The organism is Nostoc sp. LEGE 12454 (assembly GCF_056620565.1).
The window spans coordinates 14729-33263 of the sequence record NZ_JBWQXL010000063.1 but is presented as its reverse complement, the minus strand read 5'-3'; the positions used below and the strand labels follow the sequence as shown (position 1 = coordinate 33263).

The following is an 18535-nucleotide window of genomic DNA, read 5'->3' as shown; positions in this document are numbered from 1 at the left end:
CCTCTGCCCCCCTGCCCCCCTGCCTTCCCCCCTCCAACCAGGCGGATACGACGCTGCGATCGCCCCAGCAACCCTGGCGGCAGAGCAACCCGGATTACTTGAATCAGCGGCGTATAGTAATATGCAGCAACTCGGTTGAGTAATTCCCAATAAGCACTTGGGAAAAATCCAACGCTGACTATATCTTCTACTTCCCGGATTTTTTCTGGTGGTAAATCGATATTCGGTTGTGCCAGTAATCGAATCGCGATCGCTCCTAATTGTTGCGCCCCAAATGGGACACTCAAAATATCCCCTGGTTTTATTTCTAACTGGGTTGGCAATCGATAAGTAAATAGTCCTGTACTTCCTGGACAGTCTACCAATACTTCAACCCACCGATTAACAGTTTCACCCGACTTATATGATTCACTCGGTTCACTCACCACTAAAGGAGATAAATTTATGTCATTAATATACATACTTGCTGATTTTATAATTAATTAAATATTTTCCTCACATAGCTGGTCAAAATCAACCTAGCTAACTAAACTTTAGTTTTTTGCTTTCTTAAATTTAAATAGTATTTCTCAATACTGTTATTCTTCATAATACTTGATAATTTTCCTCTTATGTAATCTACTAGACAAATTCGTATCAACTATATATGCAATAAATATTTGGTGCCCACTATACAAATAAAAGCATGTCGGCTATTGCTGCAACAGTTGCTCTATCTACTAAATATGGAGTAGCCTTTTTCCGCCTATCGGTAGATATTCAACCCTTTCTGTATATGAGATGCTTTTATACAAAGTAAGATCGTATCAAAATTAAACTGCTAGTCTTGTAATTTGTATCATATAGGTAACTTGAAATCAAATCAGCAATGGGTAAACCCATTAGTAGGTCTTCCTTTTATACAGTGGTCTCCAGCTGCCTAAAACATTATAAATATTTAGAAAAATATATGAAAGTTTAAGAAATTTGGATGGGTAGCTGGAATTTTTATATTTGTTAAGGTTGAGAAAGTTTGAGGGGGTTTGACATATTTGATAATTCAGAAAAAAATGAAGAATATATCTGTTGGGAATCTAAGAAAAAAGTTTTGCTGGGTGCTAAGGTAAGTTTCGTTATAGGTTGTATATAACTGTAACCTATAGGTACTAGGTAGATGCCGATTTTTATTTCTATAAACAAATTAGCATCAGCCTATATTTCGCTATTCTTTACGGGTGCATCGTCCATTAGGGAAAACTACCAAGCCTCAAACGAGTAGGTGTAAATAAATTATGTACCAAACAAAGCAACAATCCCTAAAGGAAAATATGAATATTGTTGAATTGGGAAAGATGGAAATACTGGAGAATGCTGCTGATATCGAAGAACCATCACTCGATACTTTAAATGCAGTGGCAGAAGAAGAATCTCCAATTGTAGTAGAAAATCTGGAATCAGACGAACGCGATGGCGATGACATGGCGGCGGCTCGTCCTTCGGGATACAACAAAACCGAACATGATGATGCTGTCGGCGCATTTTTTAAAGAAATGGCGCGTTATCCGCTTTTAAAAGCTGATGAAGAAGTAGAATTAGCGCGGCGAGTCAGGTTTCTAGAGGAATTTAGAGAAATACAAGCGGCTTTAGAGTTAAAACTGGAACATGAAGCCAGCAAACTAGAAGTGGCTTCCGAGTTAGGAATGACGGAAAAGCAACTAGAAAATCGCTTGTATCAAGGGAGAGTAGCGAAACGCAAAATGATTCGCTCGAACTTGAGATTGGTAGTTTCTATTGCCAAGCGATATTTGAATCGGGGAGTGCCTTTTCTGGATTTAATTCAGGAAGGAGCAATGGGTTTAAATCGCGCTACAGAAAAGTTTGATCCCGATAAAGGATATAAGTTTTCTACTTACGCCTATTGGTGGATTAGACAAGCAATTACCAGAGCGATCGCTAACGATGCGCGAACAATTCGGCTACCGATTCATATTGTTGAAAAGCTGAACAAGCTAAAAAAAGCCCAACGAGAACTCAAACAAAAACTCTGTCGTAATCCTACTGAAGGTGAAATGGCAGAATATTTGGAGATTAGCGTGCAACAACTACGTCAGCTACAACAGCTACGGCGACAAGCACTTTCTCTCAACCACCGCGTCGGTAAAGAAGAAGACACGGAATTGATGGATTTGCTAGAAGATGAAGATAACTTGTCTCCAGAAGCAAAAATGAATGAAAACATGATGCGTCAGGAGATTTGGGAAGTCTTGGGTGATGTGTTAACTCCACGAGAGAAAGATGTGATTTCTCTGCGTTATGGTTTGACAAGCAGCGAACCCTGCACCTTAGAAGAGGTTGGCAATATGTTCAATCTTTCTCGTGAGCGAGTGCGTCAAATTCAAAGCAAAGCCATGCGGAAATTGCGCCGTCCTCACATAGCCAAACGCTTAAAAGGTTGGTTGATTTAATTACATTGCTCAAGATAGAGATGCAATCTGGAACTTAATTAGCTTTGCAATTCGCAAAAATCGGGCGTTTTGTAGCTTTTTTCGGCTCTTATTTAGTCAATACTCAAAATAAATTGCCCAGTTGCCTATAGACTATGGACTATAAACTATGGACTATAGACTAATGACTTCGGGTAGCAATTTGATTGTGCGTTTTGCCCAAGCAGACGATTGCAGGGTATTGTTTAAATTAATTGAGGGACTTGCAGAATATGAAAAATTATCTCACGCTGTTACTGGCAATGCTTTAGCACTTCAGGAGCATTTATTTGGTTCGCGGAGGTATATAGAGGCAATATTAGCGGAATCTGCTGGTCAAGCTGTTGGTTTTGCGCTATTTTTTCATAATTATTCAACATTTCTGACTAAGCCGGGAATTTATCTGGAAGATTTATTTGTTTTACCAGAGTATCGCAGGCAAGGTATTGGTAAGGCTCTCCTAACTAAAGTAGCTCAGATAGCTGTAGAACGTGATTGTGGGCGATTAGAGTGGAGTGTCTTAGATTGGAATGAGTCAGCCCAAGCATTCTACCGTAGTATGGGAGCATCTATATTAGATGATTGGCGAATTTGTCGCGTCACAGAAGATGCGCTTACTCAGTTAGGGTCTGTTAAATTTTGATCGGGGAAAACTGTCAAGCCTGATTGAGATGCTCTTACCGTGACGCCCTAACCCTAATCATAGAACTTTTCACTTTACTGAATTTAACGGTATAGAGAGGGAAAACTCTGCTCCTTTTCCTAGATCCGATATTACACTTATTCGTCCCCGATGTTTTTCTACAATAGAATAGCTAATCGATAATCCTAAGCCTGTTCCTGTGCCAATAGGTTTTGTTGTGAAAAATGGGTCAAATAAATGCTGCTTTACCTTTTCAGACATACCAGACCCATTATCTGCAATTTGAATGGTTATTGTATCAGCCTCAGTCATTTTGGTACGAATTTCGATGGTGGGGATTTTTGTTTGTGTATGTTCAGTTGTGAATAATGAATCTAATGCATCAATAGCATTGCTAAGAATATTCATAAATACTTGATTTATCTGACTAGCGTGGCAATTTACTTCAGGCAGTTGGGCATATTCCTTAATCACATTAATTGCGGGGCGGTATGTTTTCTCTTCTAGACGGTGCTGTAAAATTAATAAGGTGCTGTCAATACCTTCATGAAGATTGACAGTTTTCATTTCAGCCTCATCCAGGCGCGAGAAATTGCGGAGAGAAAGAACAATCTGGCGGATGCGATCTGCTCCTAATTTCATTGATTGCAGTAATTTTTGGAGGTCAGATTTGAGGAAGTTTAAATCTATACTCTCTAGTTCTTCTTGAATCTCAGCAAATGGTTGAGGATAGTAGTGTTGATAAAGATCGACCAAGTGCAGCAAATTTTGACAATATTCATTGGTATAGGTGACGTTGCCATAGATAAAGTTAATCGGGTTGTTAATTTCGTGGGCGATACCTGCCACCATTTGCCCCAATGAAGACATTTTTTCAGTTTGAATTAGTTGGCTTTGGGTGTGTTGTAGTTGTTCTAAAGTTTCCGAGAGATGCTGATTTTTATCATTCAACTCAAAAGTTCTTTGCTCTACCTTTTGCTCCAAGGTATGGCTGTAATCCTCTAGTTGGGCTTTTGCTACGGCAAGATTGTTATAAAACATGGCATTTTGCAGCGAGATGGCAGCTTGTGCTGTGAGCAGCCGCAAAACCTCAAGACGGTTTTGGGTAAAGGCTCCAGTCGTCAAACTGTTTTCTAGGTATAGGATGCCAACGATCTGGCCGCGATTGTGAATAGGCGTACATAGCAAGCTTTTAGGTTGCCATTGAATAATGTAGGGATCGTTGGCAAAGGTGGTTTCTTTGCGAGCATCATCTAGCACTAAGGTTTCGGAGGTACGCGATACATAGTTCACCACCGTTTTAGGAATATCCTGACTGGCTGAAAGAGGTAAGGAGTGCAGATTTACCCCAAGGCTTTCATGCAAAGGCATAGATCGCTCCTTTTCGACGATCGCTTTGCTGCTTCTTTGAGCTGCAACCACCCAATTATCCTCTTGAAGCAGTAAGAGTACTGATTTTTCAGCGCCGGCGTTTTCGCTTACAACCCGCATCAGGGTTGTCAACAGCTTTTCTAACTCAATTTCTTCAGCCAGTGCATGAGAGGCTTTGATCGCCGTTAATAAATCTAACGCTTCAGTCCCACTGGAACTAGTGTGTGTGAATCCGATTGTAGTGGTGAGGCTAAGATTTGCAGAAGCATTTTCCTCCTCCTGAAGGCTCGTAGCCAAAAATTGAGGATATTGGCTCTCCAACTGCTTGACTTTGGCTACAGCTCCCCATTTTAGGTAACTGTAATAGGCATTCATCAAGTAAATTTGAGCCATACCTTCCGTGTGCTTTCCTGGGGAACGGTGCGCGTAGCTTGCTTCTACAAAGTGGTACGCCAACGTTTCTCTGTTCCATTCCAAGTAAAATCGGGCAGCCAATTCATTGGCGAGGGCAACTTCTTGAATGTATCCATTGACTTTTGCCCCAGCGATCGCGCGATCGTAAAGATCCACTGCCTGCGCCATCAATCCCAACACTCGGCATTCTTCGGCTTTCACTAGTTCAAATTTGTGCAAATAATTCATGGGTGCGTGGTGCGCCCATGTCTTCATTTTTTTCTGGTTTTCTGTCACCCGCTCCAGTAATATTTCTCGGCGATCGGCCGTAGCTCTAGAATATTCTGCCAGAGCCGTCAGTGAATCATAAAAATAAAATATCGGCACAGTAGCATACCCCGTGCCTGCAACTAGATAAACTCTAGCTTGAACGGCTGTTTCCACTGCTTGCGAGATGTTTTCAAACAAATAACAGAGAATCAACTTGTGTAGCCAGAAGTAGTGAGGCCCCATCAAGTCATTCGCATTATGCATTTGAGTCAAAAATTTTGCTTCATCAAGTACCTCACCTGTTAAAATACAGGGATTGTCAGCCTTGCCGAGCAAATTCAAAACTGTTTGCCAGAAAACACGGCAGTAGTTGAGAACCATGTCTTGCCTAAAATTTTCCAAAACATGACAGTAAGATCGGATATCTTCCTCTAAGGATTTCAGTTCTCGTCCCAAAAAATAAGAATACTGACAGATGTCTTTTGTATTGAAAGCAACGTAGTAGACATTTCTAGTTTCCAGAGCAATTTTGTAGCCCTCCAGTATCAGCTGTAAAGATTTTTGTAGTGGAGACTTCAAATAAGTGATAAAAGCACCCGTAACATAAAACACATTAGGTTTGATGTCGGTAATATTAAATTTGTCAGTTAGCGCCAAAGCCAGGTTGCCAAAGAGATAGGCTTTGTCAATATCTTGGAGAATTCCGTTTAACAGAATGCCATAGGCGGCATAACATAAGGCAGAAAATGGAGCATTGCCATACTGAATTGATGCTTTAACTTGTGACAGGATGACTAGGGGAAACAGATTTGGTTCGGCGGTGTAAACGGCTGGAGCAACGTTTGCCACAATTCGGTTAACAGCCAGCTTGTCTTTTGCCGTCATCAGGGGTAAGTCAACCAAGGAAGCAATATCACGTCCGTTAATTAAGGCAGCAGTTTCCTGAAGGGCTTGCTGAATATGTTCGGGGGTGGATGTTTCGGGAAAAACCACGCCGAATAGACTCATTCCCTGGCGAGCGATCGCGATCGCGCCGATTACATTATTTTGAGTTGTATACGCCTGGATTTTGGTTTCGTAAATGCTGATTTGATCTAGTGGAGTTTTGGCTTGCTGCATTACTGTTTGAGCCAATTGCTCCATCTGTTCATGGGCACCACAAAGGTAAGCAGCCTCGGCGGCTGATTCGTGCAGTGCTAGAGCCAATTCATACTGAGTGTGCCAACAGTCGGATCTCAATAAACGAATCCCGGTAGTTAAATACTCAATTGCTACCTGGTAAGATGTAGCAGATTTAGCTTTTTTTCCTGCCATCAGGTTAAGTTGTGCCAGTCGATCGCGAGCGGGCACAGATGGGAGCAGTTCTCTGCCAAGATTCAATTGGTTGACAATTTCAAAAATCAGCAATTCTTGCTCAGTTTCCGGGGTATTACTCAACAGCAATTGCCCAATCTTGAGGTGAGTTGCTGGTTTCTGATTCGCCGGAATTAGTGAATAAGCGGCTTGTTGAATGCGATCGTGGAGAAATTTGTAGGTAATATTTATCAATCCGCGATCGTTTGTCAAATCATCTATGACAACAGACTCATCCTGAAAGAATGTATACCCTTCAACACAGGGCAAAATTAATCCATCCTTGAGAGCTGGCCACAAATCTGCTGCGGTTTGGGCTGGAGATTTTTCATAGACAACCGATAGGGTTTCTAAATCAAACTGATTGCCAATACAGGCAGCCAGTTTGAGAACATCCTGAGTTTGCTGTCGCAATTTTTGGAGTTGCAGCACCACAAACTCTACAATATCTTCTGTAAAAGAAAGCGCCCGGATTTGAGGAAGATTGCACTGCCAATCGCCTGTTTTGCTGGCAAAAGCGATCAGTCCATCTTCATGCAGCGATTTGAGAAACTGGTTAGTGAAAAATGGATTACCTTTGGTCTTTTGATACACCAGATTGGCGATCGCAATTGCTTGTTCTGCTGAATATTTCAGCGTATCTGCAATCAGTTGATTCAGGTCGGTTTGGGTGAGGGCAGAAAGGACAATACTGTTAACTGTAATCGCCTCTTGACGCATCTCCTCAATGGTCAACATCAAGGGATGTGCAGAAGAAACCTCATTATCTCGATATGCTCCAATCACTAACAAATAAGAGTTATTGGCTTCACTCATCAACAGATGCATCAGTTTTAAAGAAGCCAAGTCTGCCCACTGTAAATCATCGAGGAAAATGACCAGGGGATGCTCTTGGGTTGTAAATACTTGAATGAATTTCTGAAATAGCGAATTGAAGCGGCTTTGGACAGCAGTACCCGATAATTCCGGCGCAGAGGGCTGTTTGCCAATGATTCGTTCGAGTTCTGGAATCACCTCAATAATCACTTGACCACTTTCACCCAATGTAGATAAAATTTGGGCCTTCCACTGGTCAATTTGAGCATCACTCTCTGTCAGCAGTTGTGCTATTAAGTCCCGGAATGCTTGCACCAAAGCAAAAAAGGGAATATTACGATTAAATTGATCGAATTTGCCCTTGATAAAGTATCCGCGCTGACGGGCGATCGGTTTGTGAACTTCGTTGACAATTGCTGTTTTTCCAATGCCAGAGGAACCTGCAACCAGGATCATTTCAGAAGTTCCCTGGCGCACCCGTTCAAAGGTTGCTAGTAGCATTGCCACTTCTGCTTCCCGGCCATAGAGTTTTTCGGGAATCGTAAAGCGATCGCAAACGTCCCTATGCCCTAGCTGAAATGGGATAATATTTCCACTCTCCCGCAATTGATCTAAACAAATTTGCAGATCGTGCTTTAGCCCTAATGCATTCTGATAGCGGTCTTCAGCATTCTTCGCCATCAGTTTCATGACGATATCACAGAGAATTTGGGGAATCTCTTTTCTATCTCCTAAAAGTGGTGGTTGTTTCGCTATGTGACAATGCACCAATTCCATCAAATCATCGGATTGAAATGGTAATCGCCCAGTTAAGAGTTCATAGAAAGTGACTCCGAGAGAATAGAAGTCAGTGCGGTAATCAATTCCCCGATTCATTCGTCCGGTTTGTTCGGGGGAGATATAGGCGAGGGTTCCTTCTAAAACAGTCGGGCTGGTTGAAAGTTGGTTAACTCTTGGTAGCAGTGAAGCAATGCTAAAGTCAATGAGTTTAACCTCCTTTGTAGTGGGATTTATGAGGATATTGGCGGGTTTGATATCCTTGTGGATGATTTGGTGATGGTAGAGATCGGCCAGGATATCAGCAAGTGCGATCGCAATCTCTAAAAACTCGCTCAAAAACTCAGGACAAAAGGGTGAAATATTTTCCTCACTTGCTACATTTCTGAATCCCTGTCTCCAAGTGTCAGCATACTCCTTCAAAGAAATTCCGCCAAAGTCTTCTAAGATCAGAGCGGGTCGATTATGACAATTTTCCAGGCTATAGATCCGAACAACCCCAGGAACATTTAAGATTTTCGTAATTGTGTACTGATTCCTGAATTGAGCCAACTCAATCAGACTGGGATAAGAACTTGTAAGAAGTTTGATCGCAACAGCAGTTTGATCGGTCTCTCGCAAAGCTCGATAAACCAGAGTGCGACTGCTGGTGTAAATTCTCTCACCAATTTGGTAGCCGGGAACATCGACTCGATTCTCTGGCATAAAAGTTGCTATTGGATAACCTAAGTTCAGTTTTCCCTAATTAACTCGAATTATCACAATTTATTAGTAAAAAATTGAGAAACCCGATCGAGCTAAATCAACCGACTAGGCTTGAATCTATCCCATTAATCTCAGAGGATGTTTGAAAAGTATTTTTGGTAACTTCTAAGCCTCGGAAACCTAACCTCCCTACCCCATTCCCTACAAGTAAATGGGGATTTCAAAGCCTCTCTTTGCTTGTCTGACGACAGGCTGATGCCAATGGGCAAAGGTTTGGAGACGGTTTTCTGGTATATTTTACGACTTTTTAAACATCCTTTAAGGCATCTGCACGAAAAATAAATTTAGGTTCTTGCGGTAGTTTTATGGTAATCAGTATTTACTAATTTTTCATAACTATAATTTAGTGGTATCAATGCGTAAAATATAAGTTGTTTCAGCATTTAATTATTATTAAATATACTTAAATAATCCCAGGTTTATAATCTCTATTATCACATCGGGAAGTTTTAAAAATACTTCCTACAAACTATTGTAAGTGGCAGTTGGTTGCGGATATCTTAATCATGGAGCGGGGAATCAACGCAGAATTATTCATGATGAAATTACAGACGTAATTGAAAATTTTTATTAAGCAAAAGTTAAAAAATTTTTGGGCGAAGTTTGACAGCTTGTCATTTGACTATGGCAGCGGCTCAACTCACAATTATGGAGGATATTGCACCGAATAAGCCGTTATTGCAGAGAGAACACGAAATGAAAAAAATGATTACAGTCATACTGTTAGGCATAGCAATCTTCACATTTGCCTTCAGTAGTCCAGCATTAGCAGCAGATACTGCTAGTGGAGCTAAAGTATTTAGTGCCAATTGTGCCTCTTGTCACGCAGGAGGAAAGAATCTGGTTAAAGCTGAAAAAAGCCTGAAGAAGGACGCTTTAGAAAAGTATGGTTTGTACTCAGCAGAGGCGATTATTGCCCAGGTTACAAAAGGTAAAGGTGCTATGCCTGCCTTCGGCGCTCGTTTGAAAGCTGACAAAATTGAAGATGTAGCTGCTTATGTTCTTTCACAAGCAGATAAGGCGTGGAAGTAGACTAAAATCTAACTTCAAAAATTAACTATTCGCGGGGCTTTTTGTCCCGCTAATTTTATTGCTACTGAAATTATCAAATAGGATGCTTGTACCAATTTTGGATTAAGAGTCTTTACAAAAAGACTGTTCCAATAATATCAAACAATACTACCTATCCTAATTTGGTCTTATGAGTGATTTCTGGCGATTATTTTTCAGTATAATTATTGCTTTACCCCTCAGTTTTTTGACTTTACCTGCACATTCCTCACCCATTTTAATTACCCAAATTACAGCGAGTGATTTCTTAGAGTTGGGTGTAGATAAGATGCGACGCGGTGATTATCAGGAAGCAATAAAGAATTTTAACCAAGCGATTGAACTTGAGAAAGATTTGGCTGTAGCTTATAGCGATCGCTGTCTTGCTTATCTCCAACTACAAGATTACCATCAAGCGATCGCAGATTGTACTCAAGCCATAAATTTTGCACCGGATAACTTTGAGGCTTATCTGAACCGGGGAGTAGCACATTACAGACTAGGGGATTATCCTGCTGCCATTGTCGATCATAACCGAGCGTAGGCGTAGCCCGTCGTAGACATCGCACTTAAACCATCCGATTTTCGAGCTTACTACAACCGAGCGCTAGCCCGTGCTGGGGATGGGAAAGACTCGGAGGCAATTCTTGACTTTAATTTAGCTTTAACTCAAATTCCTGGAATCAGTAGCTTATTGCTTGCAGATATCTATAATGACCGAGGTTTAGCGCATTTTGTCTTGCAAGATATCCAAGCTGCGATGCTCGACTTTAGTTTAGCAATTCGTCTCAATGCTAACGATTATAGAGCTTACTTTAACCGGGGTTGTGCTTGCGGACGAAACGGAGATGACTTTGGTGCAGTGCGTGATTTTTCTCAAGTCATCAGACTTAACCCTAGTAATGCCCAGGCTTACGTTAATCGGGGAGTAGCTCAGTATCGTTTAGGATATCATTTAGGAGCGACCGCTGATTTACAAAAAGCATCTGAGTACTATGGACAGCAAGGAAAAAAAGTTGCTTACGAAAAAACTCTAGATTTACTGAAGAATCTGCGACAACAAATTTCATTTGCAACGGAAATCGCTCTTTTATAAGACTTTCAGCACTATGCAGGGTATCCACCGGCTTGGAAAATCTGTTCGGCGGTTAAGTTTAATTCGGGGAAAAGAGGTGAGATAATGCGATCGCTACCTCGAAACTGGCTAACTTGGTATTCTCCCTCAATTAAGGTGTAAAGCGAAACAGTTGGTTGTTTAGGGTTGCCAATAAATCGCCTACCGCCTAAAGCAGCATAGTCTACAATCCAGTATTCCGGGATGCCTACAGCCTCATAGTCAGCAGCTTTTTTTAAATAATCATCACGCCAATTGCTACTCACTACCTCAATTACTAAAGGTATTGATTCCGCTTGACTAACAGTAGATTCTTTTTTCCACAGAGGTTCGTTTACCAAATTAGGGCGATTTAATATCAGCACATCTGGTGAGTAAGCAGATTCATTTTCAAGTGGTTTGACTAATACTGTTTTGGGTATGAAGTAGGGGAGATTTAAACGAATACACTCTCTAGTAATTTCAAAGGCTAAAAATCCAACTACCTCTTCATGGTCGCCTGTAGGTTGCGGCATCTTTACAATTACTCCATCATGCAACTCATAACGTTCTCCCGTGTTGTCAGGATATTTAGCAACGAATTCATCGAATGTAACTAGTTTGCGTAAGGCTTGAATCATAAATTATTACCATTCGTCTCAATGCTAACGATTATAGAGCTTACTTTAATCGGGGTTATGCTTGCAGAAAAAATAGAGATAACTTTGGTACGAAGCTTTGAGCCTTGTTCCCCTTTACTTTTTGGAGCCTAGCTTGCTTATGAAGCGCAATATCTCTAGCCCTTGAAGATCGCACGTCTGGAAATTTAAGCGCCTGAGACATAATAAAACATATCTCAATCCAGAGTCAGATCATATTACCAGTAGAACTGAGATCACACTTCAATAAGTTCATCTCGGCTAAACTAAATATTTATACTTAAGTATAACAAATACTCATATAGGAACTTAAATTATGGCAATGAGGAGAGGCGATCGCAGAGATTCTAATTATGTCAACAATGTTAATAATCCTCGCTCACGGCAGAAAGAACCAACTCCTCCTCGTGAGCTTCAACAGCTATTGATGACTGTTCGTGCCCAACGCGATGAATGGGAACAACGTGCAAAAGAAAATGAGGAAGCTACATCTCGACTGATTCATGTAAAGCAAGAGATTCAAACTTACCAAATCAAAACTAATGAGCTAAAAGAGCAAGTCACTCAAAATTATCGCTTCTATATTGATGAGCAAGAAAATCATCAAAAGACGCTCTACCTTTATAACGAAGAAAAAGCGAAAATATCCCAGCTAGTTCATGTTCACCAGCGAGAAATCCAAACTTGCCAACTCGAAGCTAATGAGCTAAAAGAACAAGTCACTCAAAATTATCGCTTCTATATTGATGAACAACAAAGTCATCAACAAACACTCTGTCTCTACAATGAAGAAAAAGCTAGAGCAACTGAATTTATTACCAAATATGATGCAGCCAACTCTGAACGAGAAATGTATTTTACTTTATACAATGAGGCTAAAGCAGAACTCAAACATGAGCGTCGTTCCAAAGCTAGTATTAAGGGATGGGAAACTCGCCGGAAAGCCGAGAATGAAAAACTAAAACGAGAAATTGCCCAGATGGTTGTGCTACTGCGTGACTCTTTAGCAAGTAAAGATGAAGCAGTAAATAGTCTTTACGTTGTCGCAGAGCGTATGGATCGGATTCAATCTCTAGTTGATTCCGTGGATGAAGAAACAACTAATAATCCAATGGGTTTGGTACAAAAATTTAAACGCATCTGGCTGGCAATTAAAGACATACTTTCTGAATAAACAAGCATACTCATGAACAAAAAATCATTACCAACCACGCAAAAACAAGGTAAAGTGAGGTTGGGAGATCAAATTCGCAGTATTGCCGATCGCCTTAAACAAGAGACAGATGTACAAATAACAGCAACTTCTCGGATTTTAGGGGCTGCTGCTCAAATTGCCGAAAATCATGACCGACTTATTAATGAAGTAGTTGATATGGTTGAGTCAGACCTAAATGCAGAGAAACACGTATCTAATAAGTATACTTATACTGTTGATATTCTGAAGCAACAGTTTAAAACATTACGGGATGCAAAGGCTCACCTTAATCTGAAAGTTACTAGTTGGGAATCACTAGTTAATAAATTAAATGCTGCATCTTGCCAAACAAGCATAATACAGAACCAACCTCAATCAAATCAGGGTTTGGCAAACACCAATATGATAAATGGTGAACATAATTTTAATAATATTAAAAAATTGACAGTTTTTTTAGAACCTGATGTTGCCAAAATGTTTCCCAATTCTGAAGCTGTAAATGAAGCTCTGCGTTTTCTAATTAGAGTTACAAGTATAAATCGTTGAAGTATTTTAGCAACTTTATAGAAAAATATATCTTTCTATAAAGTTGAGCATCTTTTCTTCTTTTATGACTAACTAATAAGGCGTAACATCATCAAAGAGCGATCTGTAACTGGTACAGTTTGAGAACCTGAAACTAATTTTCCTCGGTCTAAAAAGCGAGGTTCATTAGTGTCAATTACTATCTCCCATACCTTATCTTTAAATTCATGGGGCAAAGCAAAGTCAATTAACTCGTAGTGAGCGTTAAAAAATAACAGAAAACTTTCATCAATAATCCGCTCGCCCCGATCGCCTGGAGTAGCAATTCCCTGCCCATTCAAAAAAATCTCCATTACTTTGGCATAACTAACTAGCCACTGCTGCTCAGTCATTTCACTACCATCAGAATTAAACCAAGCAATATCATTAATGCCTAAACCGTGGATGGGACGACCTTGAAACCACTTACGGCGTCGCAATACTGGATGCTGATGGCGAAAATTAATTAGTTCGCGCGTAAAATCTAGTAAATCCGAGTTCGCTTTATGCAAATCCCAATGCCGCCAAGAAATTTCATTGTCTTGGCAGTAAACATTATTATTTCCCTTTTGACTACAGCCAATTTCATCCCCTTCTAATAGCATTGGGACACCTTGAGATAGCATTAGGGTTGCTAAAAAGTTTCGTCGTTGCCGTTCGCGCAAACGCATGACTTCTGGATCGTCGGTTTCGCCTTCTACACCACAATTCCAGGATCTATTATGGCTTTCACCATCTCTATTATCTTCCCCGTTTGCTTCGTTATGTTTTTCGTTGTAGCTGACCAAATCATTTAACGTAAAACCATCATGAGCAGTGATGAAATTAATACTTGCATTTGGGTTGCGCCCGTTTGTTTGATACAGGTCAGGGCTACCGGTAAAACAGTAAGCAAATTGTCCTAAACTATCATCTACACCACGCCAAAAATCTCTGACTGTATCCCGATATCTTCCATTCCACTCAGACCAACGCAGTGGAAAGTTTCCAACTTGATAGCCGCCTTCTCCTAAATCCCAAGGTTCAGCAATCAGCTTCACATCTGCCAAAATTGGGTCTTGATGAATAATATCAAAGAAAGCTGATAGGTTATCTACTTCATATAATTCCCGCGCCAGCGCCGAGGCCAAATCAAAACGGAAGCCATCTACATGCATTTCTGTTACCCAATAACGCAGGCTATCCATGATTAACTTCAGAACTTGAGCATGACGCACATTCAGAGAGTTACCGCAGCCTGTAAAGTCCATGTAGTAGCGAGGATCGTCCTTTACCAAACGGTAATATACAGAATTATCAATACCTCGCAAAGATAGCGTTGGGCCAAAATGATTTCCTTCGCCGGTGTGGTTATAGACTACATCTAAGATCACTTCAATTCCAGCGAAATGTAGTGCTTTGACCATTTGCTTGAATTCATTGACTTGTTCTCCCCCAGTCCCACTAGCACTGTAACTAGAATAGGGAGCAAAATAGTTGATAGAATCGTAACCCCAGTAATTGCTTAATCCTTTTCCTTCCAAATGTCCCGGATGAGATAGAAAGTGATGTACTGGCATCAACTCAACTGCTGTAATTCCTAATTGCAGTAAGTGTTGAATTGCAGCAGGATGCGCCAACCCAGCATAAGTGCCGCGTAACTCTTCTGGAATAGCTGGGTGGAGTTTAGTAAAACCTTTGACGTGAGTTTCATAAATAACAGTTTTATACCAAGGTGTTGCAAGCAGTTGATCGCCTTCCCAATCAAAAGATTGATCGACCACAACACACTTGGGCATTATTTTGGCATCATCTAGTTCGGAAAAAACTAGGTCTTTTTCCTCAGCGTCTAGAGAGTAGCCAAATACAGAGGGATCGTTACTAAACTCACCGTCAATTGCCTTAGCGTAGGGGTCAATTAATAGTTTGTTGGGATTAAATCGATGACCTACCTCCGGTGCCCACATCCCATGCACTCTAAACCCATACTTTTGACCTGGGGCAACTCCTGGTAAGTAACCATGCCAAACAAAATTGTTTTTTTCTGTCAAAGGCACGCGAATTTCTTCGTCATCGTTATCAAATAAACAAAGCTCTACCCCTGTTGCATTTTCCGAAAATAAAGCAAAGTTTGTTCCTTTCCCATCCCAAGTTGCACCTAAAGGATATACATTTCCCGGCCATAAAGCTACATACATAAGTAAATATTGAATAATTAATTTTTCAGTAGATAAATTGATTTCGACGTTTTTGAATAATTAGTTAAACTTTAAAGTTACTAATAATTCCTTACAACTATCAACATTAAAATCTAACTTAATAAATAATGTTATTTACTCTATCATTAGTAATATAAATCTCTATTCCTTTAGTTGGAAGTCCCTAATGCAGAGGGTAACAGGCTGAAAGAAAATCTCTCTCCTAAGAGGCTATGGTGTACACACATGTCGAATTACCCCCCTTAATCCCCCCGATGCATTGGGGGGAAAAAAGAAATCTTGTTCCCTCCCCAATACATACGGGGAGGGTTAGGGTGGGGTAAAATCCGGGTTAATCAGCTATTTCATACATGTGTATACACCGTAGCCTAAGAGAAGAGAGACTTTGAATTTTCCGCCTTAGAGCGCCGGAAGGGGGTTAGGTGAATCGTTAGCTTTTCCACATAACGTGAAAAGTCAGATTGTGTTATGAGGCTCTTTATATGCCTCCAAATGATCCGCGATCAAATTCTCTCCCACCTCCTGACTTCTTTAAATGCGATCGCTCTGCGGTTTAACCCATAGTAAATCAACCAACAGTCGCATCTGAACTGGGGAAATATGACAACGTGTCTTTTGACACGATTTTACTATTACAGCAACAATGCTACGTAGTGACTGTTTTTACTTGGTGTGAAAGAGAACGTGAAAAAGGATTTTTTGTTGCTAACAGTTGCTTTACCTTTACTGATAGCATCTCCTAGTTATGCGGTTGAAAGTGAAATTGAGCAGAGAAATACTAATAAATCAACGGAAGTCATTTCAGATATTCCGAGTTTGAGTGAAATTGAGCTACCCGCCACTAATGCCGACTTATTATCTCAACAATCTGTACCGATTGAAGTTAATCCAGAAGAAACTCAACCAGAAACAGAGCCAGATTCTACAGATGATGCAGACATTTCTATAGAAGCGATCGCAGAACCAGACAACCTACCCCAATCTACTCCAACTTACGTAATCGATCGAGAAGAAATTAAAAAGCAGGGTGCTGCAAGTTTAGCCGATATTTTGAAAAGAATGCCTGGTTTTGCAATCAATGATGCAGGTCATGGTGCAGATATTCACACAGGTACATACTACCGGGGAGCCTCAATTAATCAATCTGTATTTTTGATTAATGGTAGACAAATTAATACTAATGTCAACATTTATCATGGTGGAACTGATTTAAATAGCATTCCTGTAGAGGCGATTGAACGAGTGGAATTATATAGCGGTACAGCCTCCGCTTTATTTGGTTCTTCAGCCTTTGGAGGAGTTGTCAATATCATCACTAAAGAAGGTTATGGCAAACCTAAATTGAGCGCTAGTGCAGAATTTGGCTCATTGAGTTTAAATAATCAACAAGTAACTTATGGTGGCTCATCTGATAAAGTCAAGTACAACTTTAGCTTTGAAAGATTCTTTACAGATAACCGTTACCGCGTTCCTGTAGGTGCAGCTAATCGTGATGAACAAGGATTTTTATTCAATGCAGACACAGCTACAAGTACCTACTTTGGTAGCATTGGAGTAGATTTAGATCAAAAAAATTCTCTGAATTTAGATGTTACTGCACTCAGCAGTCGTCGCGGTTTAATTTATTTCGGTTTCCCTCTCCAAAGAGATAGATTAGACCACGATGGTTTAAATGTCGGCTTATCTTGGAAAACTCGGCTAGGTAATGGCGAAAGCTCTAACCTAACAACCTCAATTGGTTATAACCAAGATTATTTTAGCACCTATGGCCCTACAGGAGCATCATTTTATCGTAGAGGGTCTTTAGATACACAACAACTCACAGCCAGAGTCGATCATGAGTGGAAAATTACTTCTAATAATAAATTACGCTGGGGATTAGATTTGAAAAACACCGATTTAATCGGTGATGTTTTGAGTACAGATCCTACTAGGATTGTTGAGAACGAAAAGGAAGATCGGAGTTTGTTCAATACAGCTTTATTTGCTGTCAATACTTGGAATATTAGCGATAATTTTCTGATAGATTTAGGGCTAAGACAAAGCTTTGATAGCCAATTTGGAAATTATCTCAACCCTAGTGTTGGGTTACGTTATGCCGTCACGCCAATAGTAGCAGTTCGTGGAAGTTGGGCAGGGGGACAACGCAATCCTGGGTTGGATCAGTTGTATGTTTATGATACAGTTCATGGTTGGGCACCTAATCCTGATTTAAGGCCAGAAATTGGCTCAACTTGGACTGCGGGAGTAGATGTTAATTTTTCGGAAAATCTGATTGGACAGTTTACTTACTTTGGTAGTAGTATAGGCGATCGCTTGGGAGTCATCGCCGGAAAATGGGCAAACATTGGATTAGTAGATACCAATGGTTTAGAGGCTGCATTGCAATTAAAAATTGCGGCTGGTTGGTCAACTTTCCTCAACTATACTTATACAGATTCCCAAATAAAAACAGGGACAGAGAAAGGTTTACAATTAGGTTTGATTCCCTATTCTGTACTACAAACTGGTGTAGGTTATCAAAATTCAGGTTGGCAAGCTAACTTGTATGTTACCTACAATAGTGGCGCTCGCAGATCCATCTTCGCTAACTCTACTGACAAGCCTACAGATTTTGCACCGTCTTTCGTGAATTTAGATTTGAGCGGGCGTATACCTATAACTAGCAATTTAGGACTAACAGTTTACTTAGAAAATCTACTGGGTGAGCAATATGAGCGAGTTAATCGCATATATAGCCCTGGATTTACTTTTCGTCTGGGTTTAAGCGCCAATTTTTAGGTATTCAATGTAGAGATTTTTTCATTGCGAAGTCTCTACATTCTTATGTCTTTGCACATAATTTAGAAAATCTTACTTATAAGGATATAATGTTAGATTTGACAGCATTTTTTTAGTAAAGGCAACGCACTACGATACAACACAG

General features: G+C 40.4%; 12 protein-coding genes. 8 read left to right on the top strand and 4 right to left on the bottom strand.

Going from position 1 to position 18535, the window contains the following annotated elements; all coding sequences use genetic code 11:
* The coding region (locus AC1F2U_RS32090; protein ID WP_480264821.1) for a primosomal protein N' family DNA-binding protein at positions 1 to 461 on the bottom strand (461 nt) is incomplete at its 3' end.
* 810 nt (positions 462 to 1271) lie between these two features.
* Between AC1F2U_RS32090 and AC1F2U_RS32085 the strand changes: the two genes are divergently transcribed.
* Both AC1F2U_RS32085 and AC1F2U_RS32080 read left to right on the top strand, forming a co-directional pair.
* Entirely contained in the window at positions 1272 to 2444 is a 1173-nt protein-coding gene (locus tag AC1F2U_RS32085) for an RpoD/SigA family RNA polymerase sigma factor (protein ID WP_480264820.1), read from the top strand.
* A gap of 163 nt (positions 2445 to 2607) precedes the next feature.
* Positions 2608 to 3105, top strand: a complete 498-nt coding sequence (locus AC1F2U_RS32080) for an N-acetyltransferase family protein (RefSeq protein ID WP_480264824.1) — start codon at positions 2608 to 2610, stop codon at positions 3103 to 3105.
* A 69-nt stretch (positions 3106 to 3174) separates the two neighbouring features.
* On the opposite strand, the gene AC1F2U_RS32075 is transcribed toward AC1F2U_RS32080, so the two are convergent.
* On the bottom strand, positions 3175 to 8790 hold the full coding sequence (locus AC1F2U_RS32075) for an ATP-binding sensor histidine kinase (protein ID WP_480264819.1): 5616 nt from the start codon (positions 8788 to 8790) through the stop codon (positions 3175 to 3177).
* Between the two features lie 756 nt (positions 8791 to 9546).
* Between AC1F2U_RS32075 and petJ the strand changes: the two genes are divergently transcribed.
* The 3 genes from petJ to AC1F2U_RS32060 all read left to right on the top strand — a co-directional run bounded on the left by petJ (position 9547) and on the right by AC1F2U_RS32060 (position 10996).
* Positions 9547 to 9882, top strand: a complete 336-nt coding sequence (gene petJ, locus AC1F2U_RS32070; RefSeq protein WP_480264823.1) for a cytochrome c6 PetJ — start codon at positions 9547 to 9549, stop codon at positions 9880 to 9882.
* A 169-nt stretch (positions 9883 to 10051) separates the two neighbouring features.
* A complete protein-coding gene (locus tag AC1F2U_RS32065) occupies positions 10052 to 10444 on the top strand; it encodes a tetratricopeptide repeat protein (protein ID WP_480264818.1) in 393 nt (130 codons plus the stop codon).
* Between the two features lie 150 nt (positions 10445 to 10594).
* Positions 10595 to 10996: a tetratricopeptide repeat protein gene (locus AC1F2U_RS32060; RefSeq protein WP_480264817.1), complete on the top strand. Its 402-nt coding sequence runs from the start codon at positions 10595 to 10597 to the stop codon at positions 10994 to 10996.
* A gap of 11 nt (positions 10997 to 11007) precedes the next feature.
* Here AC1F2U_RS32060 and AC1F2U_RS32055 read toward each other — a convergent pair whose 3' ends face one another.
* Positions 11008 to 11634: a Uma2 family endonuclease gene (locus tag AC1F2U_RS32055; protein WP_480264816.1), complete on the bottom strand. Its 627-nt coding sequence runs from the start codon at positions 11632 to 11634 to the stop codon at positions 11008 to 11010.
* 334 nt (positions 11635 to 11968) lie between these two features.
* On the opposite strand from AC1F2U_RS32055, the gene AC1F2U_RS32050 reads away from it, so the two are divergent.
* Together AC1F2U_RS32050 and AC1F2U_RS32045 are read left to right on the top strand one after the other, a co-directional pair.
* Complete coding sequence (locus tag AC1F2U_RS32050) at positions 11969 to 12826, top strand: hypothetical protein (protein WP_480264815.1); 858 nt, start codon at positions 11969 to 11971, stop codon at positions 12824 to 12826.
* 12 nt (positions 12827 to 12838) lie between these two features.
* Complete coding sequence (locus AC1F2U_RS32045; RefSeq protein WP_480264814.1) at positions 12839 to 13393, top strand: hypothetical protein; 555 nt, start codon at positions 12839 to 12841, stop codon at positions 13391 to 13393.
* Between the two features lie 68 nt (positions 13394 to 13461).
* Here the strand turns inward: AC1F2U_RS32045 and glgX are convergent, their stop codons facing one another.
* Complete coding sequence (glgX, locus tag AC1F2U_RS32040; RefSeq protein WP_480264813.1) at positions 13462 to 15588, bottom strand: glycogen debranching protein GlgX; 2127 nt, start codon at positions 15586 to 15588, stop codon at positions 13462 to 13464.
* 705 nt (positions 15589 to 16293) lie between these two features.
* Between glgX and AC1F2U_RS32035 the strand changes: the two genes are divergently transcribed.
* On the top strand, positions 16294 to 18390 hold the full coding sequence (locus AC1F2U_RS32035; RefSeq protein WP_480264812.1) for a TonB-dependent receptor plug domain-containing protein: 2097 nt from the start codon (positions 16294 to 16296) through the stop codon (positions 18388 to 18390).
* Positions 18391 to 18535: the final 145 nt, after the last annotated feature.